At 67.9% G+C, this 17,641-nt stretch carries 20 protein-coding genes; 14 read left to right on the forward strand and 6 right to left on the reverse strand.

All coding sequences use genetic code 11. The features are described 5' to 3' along the window. Positions 1 to 223: 223 nt before the first annotated feature. Positions 224 to 1,027 carry a hypothetical protein gene (locus IPG50_38400; protein ID MBK6698014.1) on the reverse strand — a complete coding sequence of 268 codons (804 nt, stop codon included), beginning with the start codon at positions 1,025 to 1,027 and terminating at the stop codon, positions 224 to 226. Positions 1,028 to 1,279: 252 nt separating this feature from the next. Beyond that, on the reverse strand, positions 1,280 to 2,959 hold the full coding sequence (locus IPG50_38405; protein ID MBK6698015.1) for a methylmalonyl-CoA mutase: 1,680 nt from the start codon (positions 2,957 to 2,959) through the stop codon (positions 1,280 to 1,282). Between the two features lie 26 nt (positions 2,960 to 2,985). Here IPG50_38405 and IPG50_38410 point away from each other — a divergent pair, with 26 nt between their 5' ends. From IPG50_38410 to vanZ, 3 genes are all read left to right on the forward strand, one after another. After that, positions 2,986 to 3,276, forward strand: a complete 291-nt coding sequence (locus IPG50_38410) for a hypothetical protein (protein MBK6698016.1) — start codon at positions 2,986 to 2,988, stop codon at positions 3,274 to 3,276. Between the two features lie 107 nt (positions 3,277 to 3,383). Next, positions 3,384 to 3,968 carry a hypothetical protein gene (locus IPG50_38415; protein ID MBK6698017.1) on the forward strand — a complete coding sequence of 195 codons (585 nt, stop codon included), beginning with the start codon at positions 3,384 to 3,386 and terminating at the stop codon, positions 3,966 to 3,968. A 101-nt stretch (positions 3,969 to 4,069) separates the two neighbouring features. Further along, positions 4,070 to 4,504 carry a VanZ family protein gene (vanZ, locus tag IPG50_38420; protein ID MBK6698018.1) on the forward strand — a complete coding sequence of 145 codons (435 nt, stop codon included), beginning with the start codon at positions 4,070 to 4,072 and terminating at the stop codon, positions 4,502 to 4,504. 93 nt (positions 4,505 to 4,597) lie between these two features. On the opposite strand, the gene IPG50_38425 is transcribed toward vanZ, so the two are convergent. Next, the gene (locus IPG50_38425) at positions 4,598 to 4,903 is read right to left on the reverse strand and encodes a hypothetical protein (protein ID MBK6698019.1); all 306 of its coding nucleotides are present in this window, start codon (positions 4,901 to 4,903) and stop codon (positions 4,598 to 4,600) included. Between the two features lie 213 nt (positions 4,904 to 5,116). Between IPG50_38425 and IPG50_38430 the strand changes: the two genes are divergently transcribed. From IPG50_38430 to IPG50_38465, 8 genes are all read left to right on the forward strand, one after another. Continuing rightward, a complete protein-coding gene (locus IPG50_38430) occupies positions 5,117 to 5,566 on the forward strand; it encodes a hypothetical protein (GenBank protein MBK6698020.1) in 450 nt (149 codons plus the stop codon). Between the two features lie 789 nt (positions 5,567 to 6,355). After that, positions 6,356 to 7,171: an MBL fold metallo-hydrolase gene (locus IPG50_38435; protein ID MBK6698021.1), complete on the forward strand. Its 816-nt coding sequence runs from the start codon at positions 6,356 to 6,358 to the stop codon at positions 7,169 to 7,171. A gap of 42 nt (positions 7,172 to 7,213) precedes the next feature. Next, complete coding sequence (locus IPG50_38440) at positions 7,214 to 8,062, forward strand: phytanoyl-CoA dioxygenase family protein (GenBank protein MBK6698022.1); 849 nt, start codon at positions 7,214 to 7,216, stop codon at positions 8,060 to 8,062. A gap of 330 nt (positions 8,063 to 8,392) precedes the next feature. Next, entirely contained in the window at positions 8,393 to 9,130 is a 738-nt protein-coding gene (locus IPG50_38445; GenBank protein MBK6698023.1) for a hypothetical protein, read from the forward strand. Between the two features lie 361 nt (positions 9,131 to 9,491). Next, positions 9,492 to 9,644, forward strand: coding sequence for a hypothetical protein (locus IPG50_38450; protein ID MBK6698024.1), 153 nt, complete (start codon positions 9,492 to 9,494; stop codon positions 9,642 to 9,644). Positions 9,645 to 9,898: 254 nt separating this feature from the next. Further along, entirely contained in the window at positions 9,899 to 10,057 is a 159-nt protein-coding gene (locus IPG50_38455) for a hypothetical protein (GenBank protein MBK6698025.1), read from the forward strand. Positions 10,058 to 10,118: 61 nt separating this feature from the next. Continuing rightward, entirely contained in the window at positions 10,119 to 11,066 is a 948-nt protein-coding gene (locus tag IPG50_38460) for a GMC family oxidoreductase (protein ID MBK6698026.1), read from the forward strand. Beyond that, complete coding sequence (locus IPG50_38465) at positions 11,053 to 11,544, forward strand: hypothetical protein (GenBank protein MBK6698027.1); 492 nt, start codon at positions 11,053 to 11,055, stop codon at positions 11,542 to 11,544. The genes IPG50_38460 and IPG50_38465 overlap by 14 nt, the downstream gene beginning before the upstream one ends. A 5-nt stretch (positions 11,545 to 11,549) precedes the next feature. Here the strand turns inward: IPG50_38465 and IPG50_38470 are convergent, their stop codons facing one another. Continuing rightward, positions 11,550 to 12,710 carry a hypothetical protein gene (locus IPG50_38470; protein MBK6698028.1) on the reverse strand — a complete coding sequence of 387 codons (1,161 nt, stop codon included), beginning with the start codon at positions 12,708 to 12,710 and terminating at the stop codon, positions 11,550 to 11,552. A gap of 27 nt (positions 12,711 to 12,737) precedes the next feature. On the opposite strand from IPG50_38470, the gene IPG50_38475 reads away from it, so the two are divergent. Together IPG50_38475 and IPG50_38480 are read left to right on the forward strand one after the other, a co-directional pair. Further along, positions 12,738 to 13,691, forward strand: a complete 954-nt coding sequence (locus tag IPG50_38475; GenBank protein MBK6698029.1) for a putative metal-binding motif-containing protein — start codon at positions 12,738 to 12,740, stop codon at positions 13,689 to 13,691. Then, on the forward strand, positions 13,618 to 14,829 hold the full coding sequence (locus IPG50_38480) for a hypothetical protein (GenBank protein MBK6698030.1): 1,212 nt from the start codon (positions 13,618 to 13,620) through the stop codon (positions 14,827 to 14,829). The genes IPG50_38475 and IPG50_38480 overlap by 74 nt, the downstream gene beginning before the upstream one ends. Before the next feature lie 40 nt (positions 14,830 to 14,869). Here the strand turns inward: IPG50_38480 and IPG50_38485 are convergent, their stop codons facing one another. Next, on the reverse strand, positions 14,870 to 15,379 hold the full coding sequence (locus IPG50_38485) for a hypothetical protein (protein MBK6698031.1): 510 nt from the start codon (positions 15,377 to 15,379) through the stop codon (positions 14,870 to 14,872). A gap of 117 nt (positions 15,380 to 15,496) precedes the next feature. Here IPG50_38485 and IPG50_38490 point away from each other — a divergent pair, with 117 nt between their 5' ends. After that, positions 15,497 to 16,003: an acyl-CoA thioesterase gene (locus tag IPG50_38490; protein MBK6698032.1), complete on the forward strand. Its 507-nt coding sequence runs from the start codon at positions 15,497 to 15,499 to the stop codon at positions 16,001 to 16,003. On the opposite strand, the gene IPG50_38495 is transcribed toward IPG50_38490, so the two are convergent. Then, positions 15,982 to 17,442, reverse strand: a complete 1,461-nt coding sequence (locus tag IPG50_38495) for a glycogen synthase (GenBank protein ID MBK6698033.1) — start codon at positions 17,440 to 17,442, stop codon at positions 15,982 to 15,984. The genes IPG50_38490 and IPG50_38495 overlap by 22 nt on opposite strands. Between the last annotated feature and the right edge of the window lie 199 nt (positions 17,443 to 17,641).

A 17,641-nucleotide genomic window follows, 5' to 3' on the forward strand; every position in this document is an offset into this window, starting at 1 on the left:
CTCATGATGGGCACGCCAGCACGTCCCGTGCCGTCTTCGTTCCAGCGCGAGGAACATGCTGAAAGACCTCGCCAACGGTGCGATCCAACATCGACGGCCACGGCACCCGCGAGCGGGCCTCCCGTTCGTGTGCAGACGAGTTGCACCTCCTGTGCACTCGGTCCAAGCGGCCCGCCTGGTCCCCGCGTGGCCCAAGGGCGTCGCCGCACGAAGGGGCGCCTCGCTACAGCGCCTCCACGACGGAGTGGACGCGGTTGCCCTCGACGTCGAAGCCGATCACGATGGCGTCCTGGTAGTCGGGCTCGCCGGAGCCGCGCCCGTAGACGGCGTAGGCCACGACGTTCGTCTTCGCGGCCGTCGCGAAGACTTCATAGATGGCGTGCGTCTCGGCCGAGTAGTCCGTCCCCGGCACGCGGCGCTCGTTGATCTCGCGAACCGCTGACGAAAGGGGGCCCGCGAGGCTCGCCGGCGCGTCGCCCACCTCGATGGCGTTGGTCAGCGCTGCCGCGCCGCCGCGACTTGGATCGATAGCCTCGAGGATCGCGTCAAGCGCGGGGGCACCGGCGTCGCTCGGAACCGCGCCCCAGAGCGCCCCGGTCAGCTCGAAATACGTCGTCGCCGAGGCGAACCCTACCCGACCTCGGATCGCCCGCTGCGCGCTGGTCGGGATCGTCGCGGTGTCCGCAAATCGCGTCCAGACTTTGCCAAGCGAAGGAGTGCGCGCCTTGAACGCGCGCGTATACGGGCAGCGCACGTCGGCGGGGCCCGTCGCGCTCTCCACGAGACCGTAGGTGTGGCCCGTGTCGCTGCGCGTCAGGTAGACGACACAAGTGCTCGCATCCAGGAACGTGCCCGTCACTGTGCCCACGAGCCGGCATTGCAGAGTGTCCGCGTTGCTCGCGGTGCGACAGCTGCGAGCGGTGATGGCGTCCGCGCTCTCTTCGTCGACGTCGTCGACGGAGCGCAGCGAGCCGCCGCAAGCGATGGTGGTGAGCGCGAGAGCGAGCATGAGAATCGGAGAGCGCATGTGCCCGCCGGTGCAGGTCGCATGCCCACGAGCCATCGCGCGAACACCGCACCGTTGACGGGCGAAAACACGAGGAGCGTGACTCTTCTGCGCAGGTCCTCGTCGCAATAGGCGACCTTGCACGGCAAAAGCTCAACGCGTCGCCGACACGTGTGTCGACACAGTCTGCTGACGTGTCAGGCGGGGCGGGCGCAGAGCTTGGCCTCAGCGTTGAGATACGCCCCTTCCGGGCGCTTGCGACGCGGCCCCCTTCTAGAGGACGACCGTCTCCACGTGCTCGCCCCACACCTCGCGGAGCACGTCGGAGATCTCCCCCACCGTCGCGCTCGCCCTCACGGCGTCGAGCACGAGCGGGACCAAGTTCGCGTCACCGCGCGCCGCTTGGCCAATCGCCAAGAGCGCGGCGGTCACCTTCGCACCGTTTCGGCGCGCGCGCACAGCGCGAACGCGCTCGACCTGCTCGCGCTCGATCTTCGGGTCGATGCTCATGACGGGCACCGGCGCCGAGTCCATCACGAAGGCGTTTTGCCCCACGATGAGCCGCCGCTTTTGCTCCACGTCGAGCTGATACTCGTAGGCGGTGTTCTGGATCTCACGCTGCGGGTAACCTTGCTCGATGGCCGGCACCATGCCGCCCATCGCGTCGATGCGTGCCAGGTAGGCCTTCGCCCCCTCTTCGATCTGATGCGTCAACGTCTCAACGGCGTAGCTGCCCGCCAGCGCATCGACGAAGTCCGCCACGCCCGACTCCTGCGCCACGATCTGCTGCGTGCGGAGCGCCACCGTGACCGCCTCGCTCGTCGGCAAGCCGAGCGCTTCGTCGTAGCTGTTGGTGTGGAGCGATTGGCAGCCGCCGAGTACGGCCGCCAGCGACTGCACGGTGACGCGCGCCACGTTGTTGATGGGCTGCTGCGCGGTCAGCGTCATGCCCGCCGTCTGGCAGTGAAACCTGAGCGCGCGGGCCCGATCGGTCTTGGCGCCGAAGCGCTCCGCCATGAGCGTCGACCACAAGCGGCGCGCCGCGCGAAACTTCGCGACCTCCTCGAGGAGGTTGTTGTGCACATTGAAGAAGAACGAGAGCTGCCCACCGAAGGAGTCGACGTCGAGCCCCGCGCGGAGCGCCGCCTCCACGTACGCGATGCCGTCGGCGAGCGTAAAGGCCACCTCTTGGATGGCGTCGCAGCCGGCTTCGCGGATGTGGTAGCCGCTAATGGAAATCGTGTTCCATTTCGGGACCTCCTTGCCGGCGAAGGCGAAGATGTCCGTGATGAGGCGTAGCGACGGGCGCGGCGGGTAGATGTACGTGCCGCGGGCCATGTACTCCTTGAGGATGTCGTTCTGAATCGTGCCGCGGAGCGCGGCGCGGGGAACGCCGTTCTCTTCCGCCACGGCGATGTACAGGCAGAGCAAGATCGACGCCGTCGCGTTGATCGTCATCGACGTGGAAATCTTGTCGAGGGGCAAGCCCGCGAGGAGCACGCGCATGTCTTCGATGCTGTCGATGGCCACGCCCACGCGGCCAACCTCACCAAGGGCGCGGGGATCATCCGAGTCACGGCCCATCTGCGTGGGCAGGTCGAAGGCGACGCTGAGGCCCGTCTGCCCTTGCTCGAGCAGGTAGCGGTAGCGCTCGTTCGACTCGGCGGCGGTGCCGAAGCCGGCGTATTGGCGCATGGTCCAAAGGCGACCGCGGTACATGTTGGGCTGAACCCCCCGCGTGAAGGGCGGGCGACCGGGGACGCCAAGATCGCGTGACGCGTCGAAGCCGATGGCCTCCAAGTCGTCGGGGCCGTAAAGGGGCGCCGCGTCGGCGTGGCCCGCGAGCACCGGTGCGCGCTTTCGGGGTGCGTCCTTCGCCTCGCTGGGAGCGAGCGTCGTCTTTTGCCAGGTCTCTTTGAGCGAGCGGTAGTCCGCCGTCGTGTCGCGCGTCATGGGGGGCATGTGATAGAACGCCACGGGTGAAGCGTCGAGTACCGACGGTGGTGCTCAGCTTGATGTTTCTCACATCCGGCTACGCCGCCTGGGACAACGTCCTCTCCGACAACGCCCCGGTGCGCGCCGAGGCGGAAGCGCTCGCTTGCGGTCGAAAAGCCTGCAGCGAGAAGCACGGCATGACCAAGGCCGATCGCGATCCCTTCGGGCAGACTTTCGAATTTACCTGGCGCGATGCCAAGGTGCGCGTCGAGTGCCGGCGGCCCGCGTGGATCGTGGGGGCGCGACGGTGCGCTGCGGGGGAGGTTCGGCACTAGGTGCCTTGCGGGTGGCATTGAACGCTCGTCTCGGTCGTCGGGCAGCGGAACGACACCCGCGTCGATCGTGCGTGGCAAACGCGGACTCTCGATGTAGAAATCGTGCCATGAACCGTCGTGACCTCGCCTCTGCGTCGCTGGTCATCCTGATCTTGCTGCTCTCAGGGTGCGACCGCGCCAACAGCGCAGCCGGAACCGCCGCTTCCTCGGCAACCCCTTCCTCGGCAACCCCTTCCGCGGCGCCGCCGAGCACGGCGGCGACCGCTGCACCGGCCGCCGTCGATCCTTTCAAGTGGGGATTCTGCGAGCTCAGCCTAGACGGAGCGCCGGCGACCAAACACCCCGGGGGCGGTTACAAGGTCGCCTCACGTCACTGGGCCGACGGCCCAAACCGCGCCAAGGTCGAGCCGCTCATCCTCAACTGCGGCCCCGTCGACTTGAGCACGTCAACCAGCAACGAGGCGCAGTACCCAATGAAGGCGGGAAAATACAAGGTCGCGCAGTCGGCCACGCAGCCCGGATGGTTCGTGTCCTCCACAGTCCCGAATGCCAAGGGCGACCTCGTGATTGACGCGTGGGACAAGAGCGGAATCCGAGGCTCCTTCGAACTCACCGGTACTCCGGCCGGCAAGGCGACCAAGTACGCAGGCAAGTTCGACTTCAAGTGCCCGCCCACGCTGGCGTGCAAGTAGGCTTCGCTGCCCCCTGACGCGCGCTCGGCCACCTGGCCCAACGGTCGCCGACGGCCGCCGAGCGGTCGAATGCATAGGCACGCCCAAGCGTCTTAGTGGTGATGCGCCATCACGCTCGTCGTCCGCTCGTTTCAACGGCTCCGTCGCCGACGCTCCGCTGGTGGCTCGCGTTCGTCGCCGCGGCCGCCATCGCCGCCCTCGGGGCCGGCATCGCGTATGCGCGGCTAGTCCCGCCCTTCGTTGCCGCCCGCGGTCTCGACAAGGTTCTCCACTTCGCCATGGGAGCCATCCTCGCGGGGCTCCTTGATGGCGCGCTCCGGGGCCGGAGCCTTCGCCCCGGGTCGCGATGGGCCGCTCACGTGCCGCTCGCGGCGGCAGCCATCTTGTTGCCGGCGGGACTCGAAGAACACATGCAGCGGTTCTCGTCGTCGCGGTCGTCGTCGCTCGCGGACTTCGCAGCGGACGCGCTGGGCGTCGCCGTTGGCATTGCGGTTTCGCGCTTGGGAAGGCGCGCGTGGACCACGACCGCGCCCTAGCGGACGCGGTCCCCCGCCGGCGTGTGCCGCCAACGAAGCGCGGGCAATGGCCCAGCGTAAGTCCCAGCAGGTGAGTCCCGCCGCCGCAAGTCATCAGGCGCCGCCGTCCGAGTACTCGTAGCCGCTCGGCGCCGAGAACCCGGGGTCCACGTCATAGGAGTAGCCGTCCATTCGCGAGACGTTGCTCGCGTCGAGCGTCGCGAAACCTGCTTCGTAGCCCCCCTGGCTGTCGTTGCTGCTGTCGTTGCTGCTGCTGCTGCTGCTGTCGCCGCAGCTACCACCGTCACCGCAGCCTCCGTCGCCGTCGTCCCCTCCCGTGATTTCCGCGAGGGCGCCCTCGTCGAGTTCCATGAGCGTCGTTGAGACCAGAGCCGCGGACTTGGGTGATTGACCGTTCATGCACCCAACGTCAGCATCGGCCGTGCCGGCCGCGCCGTGCCCAATTTGTGGGGAGAAACGGCGGATGACCGGCGGGCGCGTAGGATGTCCGTTGCCTCCCCGGGCAACGGCGCCCGCCGAGAGCGCAACGCGCGACCTGCGATCAGGTGACGCGCCCCCGCACGGCTTGATCGTAGGGGACCGGTCGCCCGCGCCGCCGCGTATGCTCGCGGCATGAGGAGCGGCGGAAGCTCTTGGTGGTGGACCTGCACGATCGGCTTGGCCGCAGCGGTCGGCTGCGGAGCGCCGTTGCCCGCGGCGTCGGTGGAGCCGTCACCTGTGGCGCCGGCCGCACGCGCCGCCCCGCTGCCGAAGCGCGCGGGCGCACCGCGCGACGCCGAGGCTCCGGTCGTGCTCGTGGTGCACGAGAGCGGAACCTCCGGAGGGCGCGACTTGTTCGCGCCGGGTGCGTCACCGGAGTCGGCCGTGTCGCACTGCGGCGGCGGGCGCGGGTACGTGCTCCTCCGAGCGCAGCTCGTCGATACGCGGCTCGTCGTCGGGAGCCCCCTCGAGCGTGAAGGACTTAGTGACGGTGACGTCCAGTGCGTCCGCGAAGCCCTTGGAGCGGTCCCGCTCGCCGGCGGACGCGCCGGCGAACAGCTCGTCTATGTCCGGCTGCGGTAGCGCCGGCGACCGCCTCGATCGGGTAACTTTGGCACCCATGCCAACGGAACTTCTCCAGCTGAGGGTCTGCAACGTTTCGGCGGTGCCTGTTCAGGCGCTGACACTCCTGCTCGCGCTCGCATCGCGAGGGCTGCTTGACGCCCAGAGCGCAATCGCGCGGCGGTTCTTAACACCCAGTCTGCACTTCACGGCTGGCGGGCGGAGTCGCGTGCTCCAAGAGGTCGTGGATGCCTGGCTGCTAACGTGCGCGGACCCGAAGGCGCCTTCGGTGAGTGAACTAGAGCACCTGCTGGACACCGTCCCCGAGTTTCGCGAGGTCTACGATGTGGTGATCGAAGGCACAACCTGGAGCCTGCGCGCACGGCCGCCCTCTCGACCTTTGCGAAAGGGCGATTGGGCCAAGAGCCAGTGGCAGTTCGTGTTCCCACTTGGGCGCCGTCGTCACTTCTTCGCTGTCGCCGGAGAGGAGTTCCTGGCGCTCACAGACCTGTTTCAGTACCTCAACGGCACCCACACGGCACGGCAACTGAGCGCGTTGTTTCCCAGCCATCGACCGCTGGTCAAGCGCTTCCTCGCCTTCGCCCGAGCCCATCGCCTGCTCGTCCCGGTTCGCCGAAGAGCGGCGCGCCCTCGACCGGGCGTCGAGTTCATCTCACACTCGAGCCTCCAATTCACCACGAGGAGCGCCGTTGTTCTCGTCGACCCTTGCTTCGTGCTGAGCGAGGGGAACCTGCCGCCACAGACCGTGATCGCCGCCGGTTCGATGCCAAGTTCCAACAGGTGGAACATGTGTCGGCAGTGCTTCTCACGCACGCGCACTGGGACCACGCTCACTTGCCCACGCTCTTTCGGTACCGTCGGGACGTCCCCATCTTCGTCCCCAAGGTCACGAAGGAGACCTACTACAACCCGGCGCTCGCACCTTTGCTTCGAAGCCTTGGCTTCACCGACGTACGCGAAGTCACCATGTGGAAGCCGGAGCGCATCGGCGATGTCACCTTCACGCCGGTCCCATTCTTCGGAGAGTGGTTCGGCCCCGGCTCGCACTTTGACGCCTTCTGCTACCTCATCGAGGCCAACGGGGTGCGGTACTTGGGCACCGTCGACAGTGAACGGAGCGAGCGCGGAGACATGGACGACGTGTTCAAAGAGCTGCGCGAGCGGACCGGCCCGGTGGACTGCGTGTTCTTCTGTAGCTCCGGCCAGACCCACGCCAACCCCGTTCTGTGTGGCGCGCCCGCGCAGTACTCCAACGGCTTCGACGTGCACGCGGCGCTCATGCGCTACCACCCAAACACCGACGCCATTGCGCGCTGGAGTCGCGTGCTGGAGCCACGCGTCATCATCCCGTACGCCGAGTTCATCTTCTCGGCGACGCCTCCGCGGCCGCCGGTGGACCTCCAGGCGATCAAGGGGACGTCGCACTTCAACCACTACTGGCGCGACCTCCAAGCGCACGCAGCAGGGGGCCCGGGGCTCGCCGCATGGAAGCGCGCCCTCAAGAGCATGCTCCCTCGATTGCCGAAGAAGACCCAGTTGCTCATGATGTCACCCGGGGAGCGCCTGCGGCTGGGTCAGGCCGTGCGTAGCGATCGGCCGCAATAGAGCAATCGAGCCCTCGGAAGGCACGCAACTGGAGCTGACACGATGACGAAGAGCACCAAAGCGATGAAGCGACCGGACGTTGCCAGGGAGCGCAAGGAACCCCTCCGGAGGGGCATCTGCGCGCTGCGGAAGGTCTCCGTGGCAGAGCTCGAACAAATCGCTCGCGAACGCATCGCGCGAGGCGAAGCCATGAGGCCCATCGAACCATCGGTGAAGCTGGTGGCCGCGCAGATTCGCGACCGTGTCCAACGTGATGGTTTCGCGGTCGTGCGCGAGCTCGTGCCCACCACCCTCGTCGACGAGCTCCGTCGCCAGGTATACGCGGCGGTTGCCCGGGGCGGTCTCGAACACCGCGCCCGTGGCGACGCATCGGCATTTCACCTCGCCCACGTACCGGCAGACCTCATTAAGTTCAACTCGCGCGCTTTTGTGGCGCGACTGGCCTCAGGACGACCGTTTCGTGCGCTGGTGGATCACGCGCTCAAGGCGCTGAGACCGGTGACCGGGCCCGCTTGGCCGATTCAGGCTGAGCACGGCCGTTGGCTACGGCTCGGGATGCCGCGAGGTCTCAACCGCAGGATGCCCCCGCACCAAGACATCTTCTATCTGCCCGGATCGGAGAAGTTCATGACGGTCTGGATGCCTCTACACCACTGCCCCCGCGGTTTGGGCGGCCTGCGCGTCGTCCCCCGAAGCCACCTTCACGGGGCCTTCTTCCACGATGGGAAGAACGGGGTCCCGGTGCGGGGGGCCAGACTGACTTGGAAGAGCTTTGACCTTGAGGTCGGCGACGCGATCATCTTCGACCGACATCTGCTTCATGCCTCGGGCATCAACCGCTCCAAGAATCAGGTCCGCTTCTCCTTCGACTTCCGGCTCGCCATGCTTTGACCAGCGGCCCGTCGCGCCGTTGCGCGTGACATTCGGCGCAGTTAGCGTGCGCGCATGGCCCTGCCCATCATTGGAGACAAAGTAATTGGACTGATCGGCCCCGACGAGCTCCGAGGCCGCGCTCCACGGCCTGCGCCGGCCTGGCTTCCCGAGGTCGTCCAAGAAGCCGCGACAGCCGCCCAGGCTCGCTTGCGTCGCAGCGCATGGTCATCCAATCGATCCGTCCACGCGTTGGTCCACGCGATTTTTGAACAATCGGTGTGGTCGGGGCCCTTGTTGTCGGCGCGCACCGCCAGCTCACTGTGGGGAAAAGCCGCGCTCGTCCGAGCCATGCCGAAGTACCGTCTCGCAGACCTGGTGGTCATGCGAGACAACAAGCCTCTCGACTTGTCGCCGCTCGGCAAACCAACGGCGCGACTCGGTAAGAACGTGGAAGTCTTGCTGCGGGAGTTGCACAAGCCGAACACGGGCTTTCGACTGGGCAGCGTGCAGCTCTACCACCCCCGCGTGAGGACGTTTGCAGACCGCCTCGCAAAGATCCTGGCGACCAAAGTGAACGTGAACGGCTATGCCTCGTTCTCTCAAGGCACCATTTTCCCAGAGCACTGGGACGCGCATGATGTCGCCCTCGTGCAAACGCACGGCAGGAAGGAGTGGCGCGTTCGTCCGAACTCGCTCCCGATGCCCGTCACCGCCCACCGTAGCGTCCTCAGACCTCACCGCGGCGCCCGTCCCACGACCTTTCGGCTAGCGCCGGGAAGACTGCTCTTCTTGCCAAGGGGCCATTGGCACGTGGGCAAAGGCCTCGACTCCATCCACCTCACATTCGGGCTTCCCGAGGACACGGTCGCCCTTCGAATCGCGGACGCGGCGCTTTGGACGCTCGCTCGACATATCCAAGAGGTCGCCTACCGAGCGCCCATGTTCGTGTTCGATCCCCAATCGCCGCAGGCGCACACCGCGCTGCGAAATTGCATCGAGGGATACCTCTCCGAACTACGCTCGGCGCTGCTCGACACGAAGCAATTGAGCAACCGCCCTGCCTTCTTCGGTCGCCGCTTCTTCTAGCTCACTCGAGACCGGGCGCCGCCGGCGACGGTCTACGACGGTCCACACGAAGTGCGGCCTGCGCGGCGGCCGCCCTCATGGATCAGCACTTCCACAGGGGAGAGCTGGCGGACGCGACGTTTCGGTGCCGCGCCCGTTTGCCAGGGGGGCGGAGGACGCCCCCGAAAGGGGGGGGCGTCGGGGGGGAATTCTCCGCGGCTGGCGCGCGACGGTGCACGCCGGCAGCCGTGAGAGGAGTTCCTTGCGCAGCTCACGAAGACTTTCTCGATGGTTCGACTTCGACCTCTTGCGACGCATCGCGCGACTGGTACGAGGCTTCGTCGCGAGGAACGACGAACCAATTCCTCCGCAGGGAGCGATCATGAAGAAGCAAGCGCAGCCGAAGAAGCCGAAGCAAGAGCAGAAGAAGGACAAGCGATCGGAGAAGCAAGTCGTTGTGCTTAGCGATCTCGAGTTGAAGCACGTCAGCGGCGGCCGAACCGCGGCCGCGTTCTGCACGACCCCCTGGGACTGAGCAGACGACCCGCAGGCGCTCGCCCGTCCCCCGCAAGGGGGACGGTGTGACTCTGTTGCGGGGCCGGAACACGCCCAGAAGAATGTGTCGGCACATGTGCTGGTGATCGTGTCGGGCTTCTGCCGTGCAAGGGTGTCGCTCGCGCAGGCATTCCGCGGGATTGGCCTGCAGAAACGAGCGATCGCCCGGCGGCATGAGAGCTGCAGCCATGCGGAGAGGAACAGAGAGTTCCGCCGCAGGGAGCGACAGCGACCATGAAGAAGCAAGCGCAGCCGAAGAAGCCGACTCAAGAGAAGAAGAAGAAGGACCAGCGATCGGCGAAGCGGATTGTTGTCCTCAACGACCTCGAGTTGAAGGAGGTCAGCGGCGGACGAACCGTCGCGGCCATGTTCTGCACGTGCCCCTGGGACTGAGCCTCCCGAGCCGTCGGTCGCCGTCTCCCCGCAGGGGGGACGGCAAGGCTAGAATGCCCCCGTGCCTTTGCCGGACGTAGACGTCATCATTGTCGGCGGTGGCTTCACGGGTCTCATCCTTGGGGAGCTGTTGTCGGTCGCCGGCCTTCGATGCCGAATCCTCGAAGCCGGGCCTGCGCTTCGGGCGACGCCTTCGCTTGTCGACGCTGCCTCGCTTCAGCAACACCCCGATCCTGCACGATGGGAGAGTCGCTTGGTGGGCGTCGGCGACGTTGCGGCCGGTTTGCCGGGTGCACGAACCCGCATCAGAGCCGTGGGAGGCCGTTCGCTAGTTTGGGGAGGCTGGTGCGAACGCTTCGACACAACTGCACTCGCCGACGCGCGGAAGGTTGGCGCGCCGTGGCCAGTCAGCGGCGAAGAGCTCCTGCCCTTTTATCGCAAGGTCGAGCGCCTCCTGACGGTCCGTAGTCAACGCGGCGGCTTCGAAGGACTCGCGACCAAGCTGGGCCTCAATGTTCAGCCACCGCGCATCGCTCGCGATGGTCAGCGCGTGCGGACGGCCCTCAGCCTACGGCGCGCTCGACGACACGTCGTCACGGAGGCCATCGTTCGCAGGGTCGTGTTTCGCGATTCGCGGGTTCGCGGAGTCGAGTATTGGAACCGTGCAGGGCGCCTGGATCAGGTCTGCGCGCCGGTCGTCGTGCTCTGCGCGTCGCCAGAAGAGACGATTCGGATTCTCCTGACGGAGCCTCCTCCGCCGATCGCGGACCGCGCGCATTTGGTGGGACGCGGCTTGGTTGATCACATGATGCTCAGCTACGTGGCGGCAGCGCCAGGTCCCGCCAAGACCGGTTCCCCCGCACCGGCGGAAAGGCCGCGTTCATTCCGCGCTTCGTCAACACGAGCCGTGCAACCCGACGTCACTACATCGGTGGCTTCAGCTGGGGGTCCACGGCCCCATCGGCGCCTCGAGCCTTGGTGCGAATTGGTTGCCGATGCTTCGCATTGACAAGGACCGCGCGCACGAGGCGACCGCTTACATCGTGAGCGCCATGGGAGACGCGCTCCCCCACACAAGCCGGTTTATCGAGCTGCACGCGAGCGCGAGGGACACCTTGGGCCGACGCGTGCCCGTTATCCACCAGTTCACTAGCGAAAACGACCGTCTCATGATCGCCGACATGAAGGAGTCGGCACTGAGCGTCATCGACGCCATCACGCCGCACGGGAGCATCATCGTCCCCTTTCGCGATCCGATCCGGCACCGTGCGCTGTTCCACGAGGCCGGTGGCTGCGCCATGGGAAACAACCCCAAGACCAGCGTTACCGACGCCATGGGCCGCGTCCGGGGCACCCAGGGCTTGTACGTCGCCGACGCATCGGTCCTTCCAACGGGCGGAGATCGCCATCCAACGCTGACCCTCTTGGCGCTGGCGGCACGGGCCGCAGACAACATTGCCCGAGCCTCCAAAGCGGGCCTCCGGTAGCTCCGCTACTCCCCCTTGGTCGCCAAAATGCGCGCGAACGCCTCGCCGGCGGCGCGTGTCAGCTCATCGAGGTGACGCATCGCGAGCTCGGGCTTCTCCATCCCTTCGGCCAGCATCAGGACGAGCGGCCGGCCGCGCAAGCGCGCCGCCGTCACCGCGACCGAGTCCGAGACGGCGGGCAGGAGCGCCAAGAGCGGCACGTGCGCGGGCGCGGAGTAAATGGGACCGAAATACGTGCCGCCGGTGGCCACCGTCGCGAGCATGCTTGGCTCGTCGAGCGGCACCCGAAGGTCACGAATGGCGGCCTCGTCGCCCATCGTCGGCGTGCACAGGAGGCCACCGAAACCGTCCCTCCGGACGGCGAACAGGATGACGCGCCTGGCGTGCTCCATGGCGCCTTCCAAGAGCAGCCGCAAGATCTCGTTTCGGTCCGTGGCCGTCCGCATGGCGATGGCGGCGGGGCTCTCGACGGAGCGCGGCACGCGACTGTACGGGGAACGAAGCTCAAGCACCGGCTCTCCGTCGCTCATGCGACGCACCAACGGGATCGGCATCGACGGTTCTTGCGAGCGGCGCACGAGGGGAATGGCCGACGCGTCAGCGCCGCTCGCCGAGAGCGGCACGGCGCTCGGCGGCGCCGGTGGGCGCGCTGCGCCGCGTTCGCTTGGCGGCAGCACGATGCCTTCGGGAGCGCGCATGCTCACGAGCGTGCTCTCCATGAACGACTCCTCGGCCTTCGGCTTTGGCAGCGCAGAGACGGCGGCGCTCATGTCCGATAGCGACGCCCGCACCGCGACAACCTCCGCGCCCAGGTGGAACGTGAGCTCGCCGAGCGCGTGTTCGTCGCGCGGGTCGGCGAGCGCGACGACGGCTTGCTTCTTCCCGCCGGGGCCCGTCGCCTTGCCAACGGGGAGAGCCAAGAGACGTGCGCAGAGCCCCGGCGGGAGCTTGGCCAGCCACGTCACGTCAGGCACCAACGTCTTCGCGACCGGCGCGTCGGCGCGCGCAAGCTCCTCCTCGAGGCGCTCGCGCGGCAGAAGGTTGAGCTCGAGGACCGCGTGCAAAAACGGCACGTTCTTGGTCGTCGACAAGAAGAGCGCCTGGGCCACGGAGGACCACGGCAGGACTTCCGTGAGGACGAGCGCGCGGGCGAGGGCGGTGGACACCGGGCCCTAGGATAGTAGAGTCCTTTCGTGAGGCTGCGAAGGCGATTTTTCACGCTCCCCGAGCGGAGCGGCGTTGCGGGCCCTCGCGTCTTCGCCGCGCCGCGTCGCGCCGGCGCGGAACGGGGCGTCGCCATCGCCATCGCTTTGACGTGCAGCGCGAGCGTCGCGTGCGGCGACGGGACGAGCGCCGACCCGTTCGTGCGCGCGCCAGCCTTGGCCGACGCCGCCGCGGACGCACCCGCCGACGCGCCGACGGGCGTGACCGACGCGGGAAAGCTCGACCCTTCGTTAGGCGGCCCGTGCATCGACGACGGCCAATGCAACGACAACATCGCCTGCACACTCGACGCCTGCGACAAGACGGTGCCGGTGGGCGGCGCCGAAGGCGGTGTAGGGCGGTGCCGCTTCACCGCCGACGACGCACAGTGCGCCGACGACGCCTTCTGCAACGGTCGGGAGCGCTGCCTCCTTGGCGTGGGCTGCCGTCCGGGCCCGCCCGAGACCTGTCAAGATCAAGACAGCTGCACCATCGACTCGTGCGACGAGGCGACCAAGAGCTGCAAGCACGCACCTCGCGACCTCGACGGCGACGGCGATCCCGACGATCGTTGCTCCGCGAACCACGACTGCGACGATCAAGATCCCGATGTCGCGAGCACGCGCGGTGAGGTCTGCAGCAACGGACGCGACGACGACTGCGACGGCCAAGTCGACGAGGTCGCTTGCGTGTCCCCGAAGGCCGACACCTGCGCCGCTGGTCTCGCCATTACCGCGCCGGGCACCTACGGCCTGACGCTCGCGGCGGCGGCCGCCGACTATTGGCGCGAGCGAGCTCGTCTGCCGCTCCGCCGACAGCGCCACGCGCGTTCGGGCCCGCAACCTTGCCCCCGGCACCTACGCGGTCGTCGTGAAGTCCGTCGTCGAAGCCGACGTCGAGCTCGCCGTCGACTTCTTGCCTGCCTCGGCGCCGCCGGCCAATGAGACCTGCGCCACCGCAGCGCCGCTAACCGTCGGCACAGCAGAGCTCGTCAGCTTCATCGACGCTGCAAAGGACGTCGCGAGCGCGTGCACGCTCGCCGCCGGAGAGCTCACCTATTCGTTGTCGCTCGCGGCACCAGCCGACGTGAAGATCTTCACCAGCGTCCTCGCGGGCGCTGGCGTTCCCGTGGTTTCGCTCCTCAAGAGCGCGTGCGGCAGCGGCGACGAGGTACGTTGCAAGCAGGGCCTAGGCTTGCCGCTTTTCGCGCGAAACGTCGCCGCCGGCAACTACGTCGTCACCGTGGGCGCTTCGACGCCGATGGATCTCTCGGTGCTCGTGGTCGCGTCGGCGCCGACCATCGCCGGCCCTGGCGACAGTTGCGTCGCGGCGCCGAAGGCCGTGCACAACGCGGCGAACCTCTTCGACCTCGGCGATCGCGACGACGACATCGACGACAGTTGTTTCGAGCAATCGCCGGACTTGGCCTTCGACCTCGAGCTCACGGCGCCGAGCGACGTGCTCCTCGTCGGACGTTTTCCACCCGGCGACACGGGCTCCGTCTCCCTTGGGGACGCCACCTGCAGCAGCACGGGTCGCCTCGCGTGCGGCGTGTCCGACAGCCCCGTGCGCGTCAGCCGGCGCAACGTCGCCGCCGGCTCCCACGGCGTCGTGCTCGCCGACACCTACGGCCGCAAGGGCTCGCTCGACGCTTGGGTCCGGCCGACGACCCCACCGGTCGACGTGAACGCGTCAGACTCGTGCGGCGCCGGCCTGATCGTGGTTCCACCGAGCGGCGGCTACTTCTTCGGCAACACCACGAGCGGGCTCCACGATTTCTCGAACGGATGCGATCAGGCCTTCGCGCCAGCTGCGCCCGATCAGATCCTTCGGCTCGATCTCACCAAGACCCAACGCGTCATTCTCGACATGAGCGGCTCGACCTTCACGACCTTGCTCAACGTCCGCACGGGCGCCACCTGCCCCGGCGCCGAGGTGCCGGGCGCCTGCCACGTGGGCTTCGGTGGCAACCGCAGCTTCCTCGATCGCAGCCTGCCAGCGGGTACCTATTGGATCGTCGTCGACGGATTCAACGGCGACGGCGGCAACTACGGCCTCGACATCCGCGTCGTCGACCCCTGAGGCGGCGCCGCCCCTCGACGGTGGCGCGCCGAGGCGTGCGTCACTTGCCGTCGAAGGAGCGCTCGGCGACGGCCAAAGCGCGACAGCGCTCGGCCCCCTGCGGCTCGCACTCGACGACCGACTCGGCCTCGAAGTCCGCGTGGCCATCGGCGTCATCGTCGAGGCGCGCCAGCGCGCGCCCCCGGCTGGGCGTCAGGCGATGCCACTCGACCTCGACGTGCACCTGGCCGCGCGGGTGAAACGTCGCGCAAACAAACGCCTCCGCGGCGAAGCGTCGCTCGCTGGCGGCCTGGTCGAGCGACGCCCGACCGGAAGGCGGAACGGGGCCCGCGGAAGGCGGCAACACGCGACCCTCGCCGTGGTTCGTGCATCGCGCCAAGCCCGCCGCCAGCTCGTACGCGCGCCCTCGCGCTTCGACGATGCGCGCGGCGCGCGTGAAGTTACCGCGCCCGTATTTCGCGAAGAGGACGATGATCAAGACGCCGCCGGCGAGCGCGATGGGCAACCCCCACGCGATGAGGCGGCGTCCCGACATCGGCTTGGATCTCATGACGAGCGCCGAGATAGCGTCCATTGGGGGGCGCTGCTAGTGTCCGGCGCGTGCTCGCTCGCGCGGGAGCGCGGCACCAAGGCACGACCGCGGTCGGAGCGAAGGCAACGGACGAACATGGCATCCTCCAGCGAGCTGGCACCGCGGTCCGCCGCCGACTCGGTCACCGAGATGACCGAATACGTGCTTCCGCAACACGCGAACGCCCTCGGCTCCGTGTTCGGCGGTCAGATCATGGCTTGGGTCGACCTCTGCGCCGCCATTTGCGCGTCGAGGCACTCGGGCTGCACCGCCGTCACGGCCTTCGTCGACGATCTTGTCTTTCGCGCGCCCGTTCGCGTCGGCGAGGTCGTGCGGCTCCACGCCATCGTCACCGCGACCTTCCGCACCTCGATGGAGATCACCGTCACCGTCGAGGGCGAAGACGCGCGGACGAGGCGCCGGTGGCCTTGCGTGGAGGCACTCTTGACCTTCGTGGCCATCGACGACGCGCGCGCGCCAACGCCGGTCCCGCCGCTCACCTTGGCCACGGAGCGCGAACGAAGGACGCAGGCCCAAGGCGAAGAGCGACGCCGTCAGCGCCTCGCGCGCGCCGCAGAAGCTCAGGCCGACAAGGGCCCGTAGAGCAGCTCTTGGTAGAGCGCGCCCGCGTGCGTCCATGAGTGATCACGGGTCATGGCGCGCTTCACCAGGGCCGGGAAGCCGAAGCTGTCGCGGTAGGCGCTGAGCCCCTCTTCGCAGGCCAAGAGCAGGTCGAGCGAGCCGGGACTCCGGGCCACGAAGCCGACGCCCGTATCCCTCACGGCGTCGTACGGTTCCACGGTGTCGTGGAGGCCGCCGACGTCGGTGACGACGGGGATGGCGCCGTAGCGCATGGCGTAGAGCTGCGTGAGGCCACACGGCTCGAAGCGCGACGGCACCAGCATGAAATCGGCCGCGCCGTAGACGCGACGCGCGAACTTGTCGTCGAAGGCGAGCCGCGCCGCCACACGACCAGGGTACCGCGCCGCCACGTGGCGGAGGCCGTTCTCCAGGTCGTCGTCGCCGGTGCCCAAGAAGAAGACGCGCGCGCCCCGCGCCACGAGGGCCGGCACCACCGAGAGCGCGATGTCGATGCCCTTCTGGGCTGTGAGCCGCGAGACGCACGCGAAGAGCGGCGCCGCTGGGTTATCGAGGCCCACCTCCTGGAAGAAGGCGGCCTTGCTGGCGCGCTTCCCCTCCCCGGCGCTGTCCGCGTCGAACGTGTGCATCAGGGACGCGTCGGTGGCGGGGTTCCAGAGATCGATATCGATGCCGTTGGCGATGCCGACGAGCTTGCGCGCGCGCGCCCGCAAGAACGACGAGAGACCAAAGGCCATCGGCTCGCTGAGGATCTCGCGCGCGTAGGTCGGGCTGACGGTGCTGATGCGGTTGGCCACCGCGCACGCCCCCTTCAGCAAGTTGACGTTGCCCATCTGCTCCAGTGCCTCGCGATGAAAGAGCGCCCGCGGCAAGCCCAGGCGATCGAGGCTGCGGCCCGCGAGGACGCCCTGATACGCGAGATTGTGAATGCTCAAGATCGACGGCACGCGAGCCCACGCCTCGCCGAGGCGCGTTCGCGCATAGAGGATCGAGAGCGCCGCGTGCCAGTCGTGGGCATGCAGAACGTCGGCGGGCCCGCGCCACAGGCTGTTGGCGATCTCCAAGGCAGCGGCCGACATCACCGCGAAGCGAAGCTCGTTGTCGCCGAAGGTCCCGTGATCGTCGCCGTAGATGCCGCGGCGCGAGCCGAAGAGGTCGTCGTTCGCCACCATGAAGACGCGGACGCCTTGGACGTTGGCCTCGAGTACGCCCGAGCGCCTCACGTCGTGGGGGCCCCACCCGACGCGGGGAAAGATCGGATCGTCCCAGAAGCGCGCGCCGGCCGGCACGCGGGTCGTACCGTAGAGCGGAGTGACGAGCGCCACGTCTTCTCCCCGGTGAACGAGGGCGCGGGAGAGGCCTAGCGAAACGTCGCCGAGGCCGCCGGTCCGCGCGAGCGTGTCGACCTCCGCGGACACCATCAGAATCTTTCGGCCGGCCATCGTTCCTCCGGCCTATAGCAGATCTGCCTCGCGCGTCGCACACGCACGCTCGAAAACTGCAAGGGGGAAATCCCGCGCGCTCCGGTGCGCACTTGGTGCGGGAGGCGTCCAGTCTCACTGCGCTCGTTTCCAGCACCGGCGCACGCAGCAGAAGAAAGCGAGCCGCGCGGACCGCACACTCTGTTTCAGCGCGGCGTTG

The sequence above is a fragment of the Myxococcales bacterium genome, from assembly GCA_016703425.1.
Taxonomy (GTDB): domain Bacteria; phylum Myxococcota_A; class Polyangia; order Polyangiales; family Polyangiaceae; genus JADJCA01.

Coding starts and splice junctions, on each gene's coding strand:
- IPG50_38400 (MBK6698014.1), bottom strand. CDS start 1,027: ATGCGCTCTCCGATTCTCATGCTCGCTCTCGCGCTCACCACCATCGCT.
- IPG50_38405 (MBK6698015.1), bottom strand. CDS start 2,959: ATGACGCGCGACACGACGGCGGACTACCGCTCGCTCAAAGAGACCTGG.
- IPG50_38415 (MBK6698017.1), top strand. CDS start 3,384: ATGAACCGTCGTGACCTCGCCTCTGCGTCGCTGGTCATCCTGATCTTG.
- vanZ (MBK6698018.1), top strand. CDS start 4,070: ATGCGCCATCACGCTCGTCGTCCGCTCGTTTCAACGGCTCCGTCGCCG.
- IPG50_38425 (MBK6698019.1), bottom strand. CDS start 4,903: ATGAACGGTCAATCACCCAAGTCCGCGGCTCTGGTCTCAACGACGCTC.
- IPG50_38430 (MBK6698020.1), top strand. CDS start 5,117: ATGAGGAGCGGCGGAAGCTCTTGGTGGTGGACCTGCACGATCGGCTTG.
- IPG50_38440 (MBK6698022.1), top strand. CDS start 7,214: ATGACGAAGAGCACCAAAGCGATGAAGCGACCGGACGTTGCCAGGGAG.
- IPG50_38445 (MBK6698023.1), top strand. CDS start 8,393: ATGCCGAAGTACCGTCTCGCAGACCTGGTGGTCATGCGAGACAACAAG.
- IPG50_38450 (MBK6698024.1), top strand. CDS start 9,492: ATGAAGAAGCAAGCGCAGCCGAAGAAGCCGAAGCAAGAGCAGAAGAAG.
- IPG50_38455 (MBK6698025.1), top strand. CDS start 9,899: ATGAAGAAGCAAGCGCAGCCGAAGAAGCCGACTCAAGAGAAGAAGAAG.
- IPG50_38465 (MBK6698027.1), top strand. CDS start 11,053: ATGCTTCGCATTGACAAGGACCGCGCGCACGAGGCGACCGCTTACATC.
- IPG50_38485 (MBK6698031.1), bottom strand. CDS start 15,379: ATGAGATCCAAGCCGATGTCGGGACGCCGCCTCATCGCGTGGGGGTTG.
- IPG50_38490 (MBK6698032.1), top strand. CDS start 15,497: ATGGCATCCTCCAGCGAGCTGGCACCGCGGTCCGCCGCCGACTCGGTC.
- IPG50_38495 (MBK6698033.1), bottom strand. CDS start 17,442: ATGGCCGGCCGAAAGATTCTGATGGTGTCCGCGGAGGTCGACACGCTC.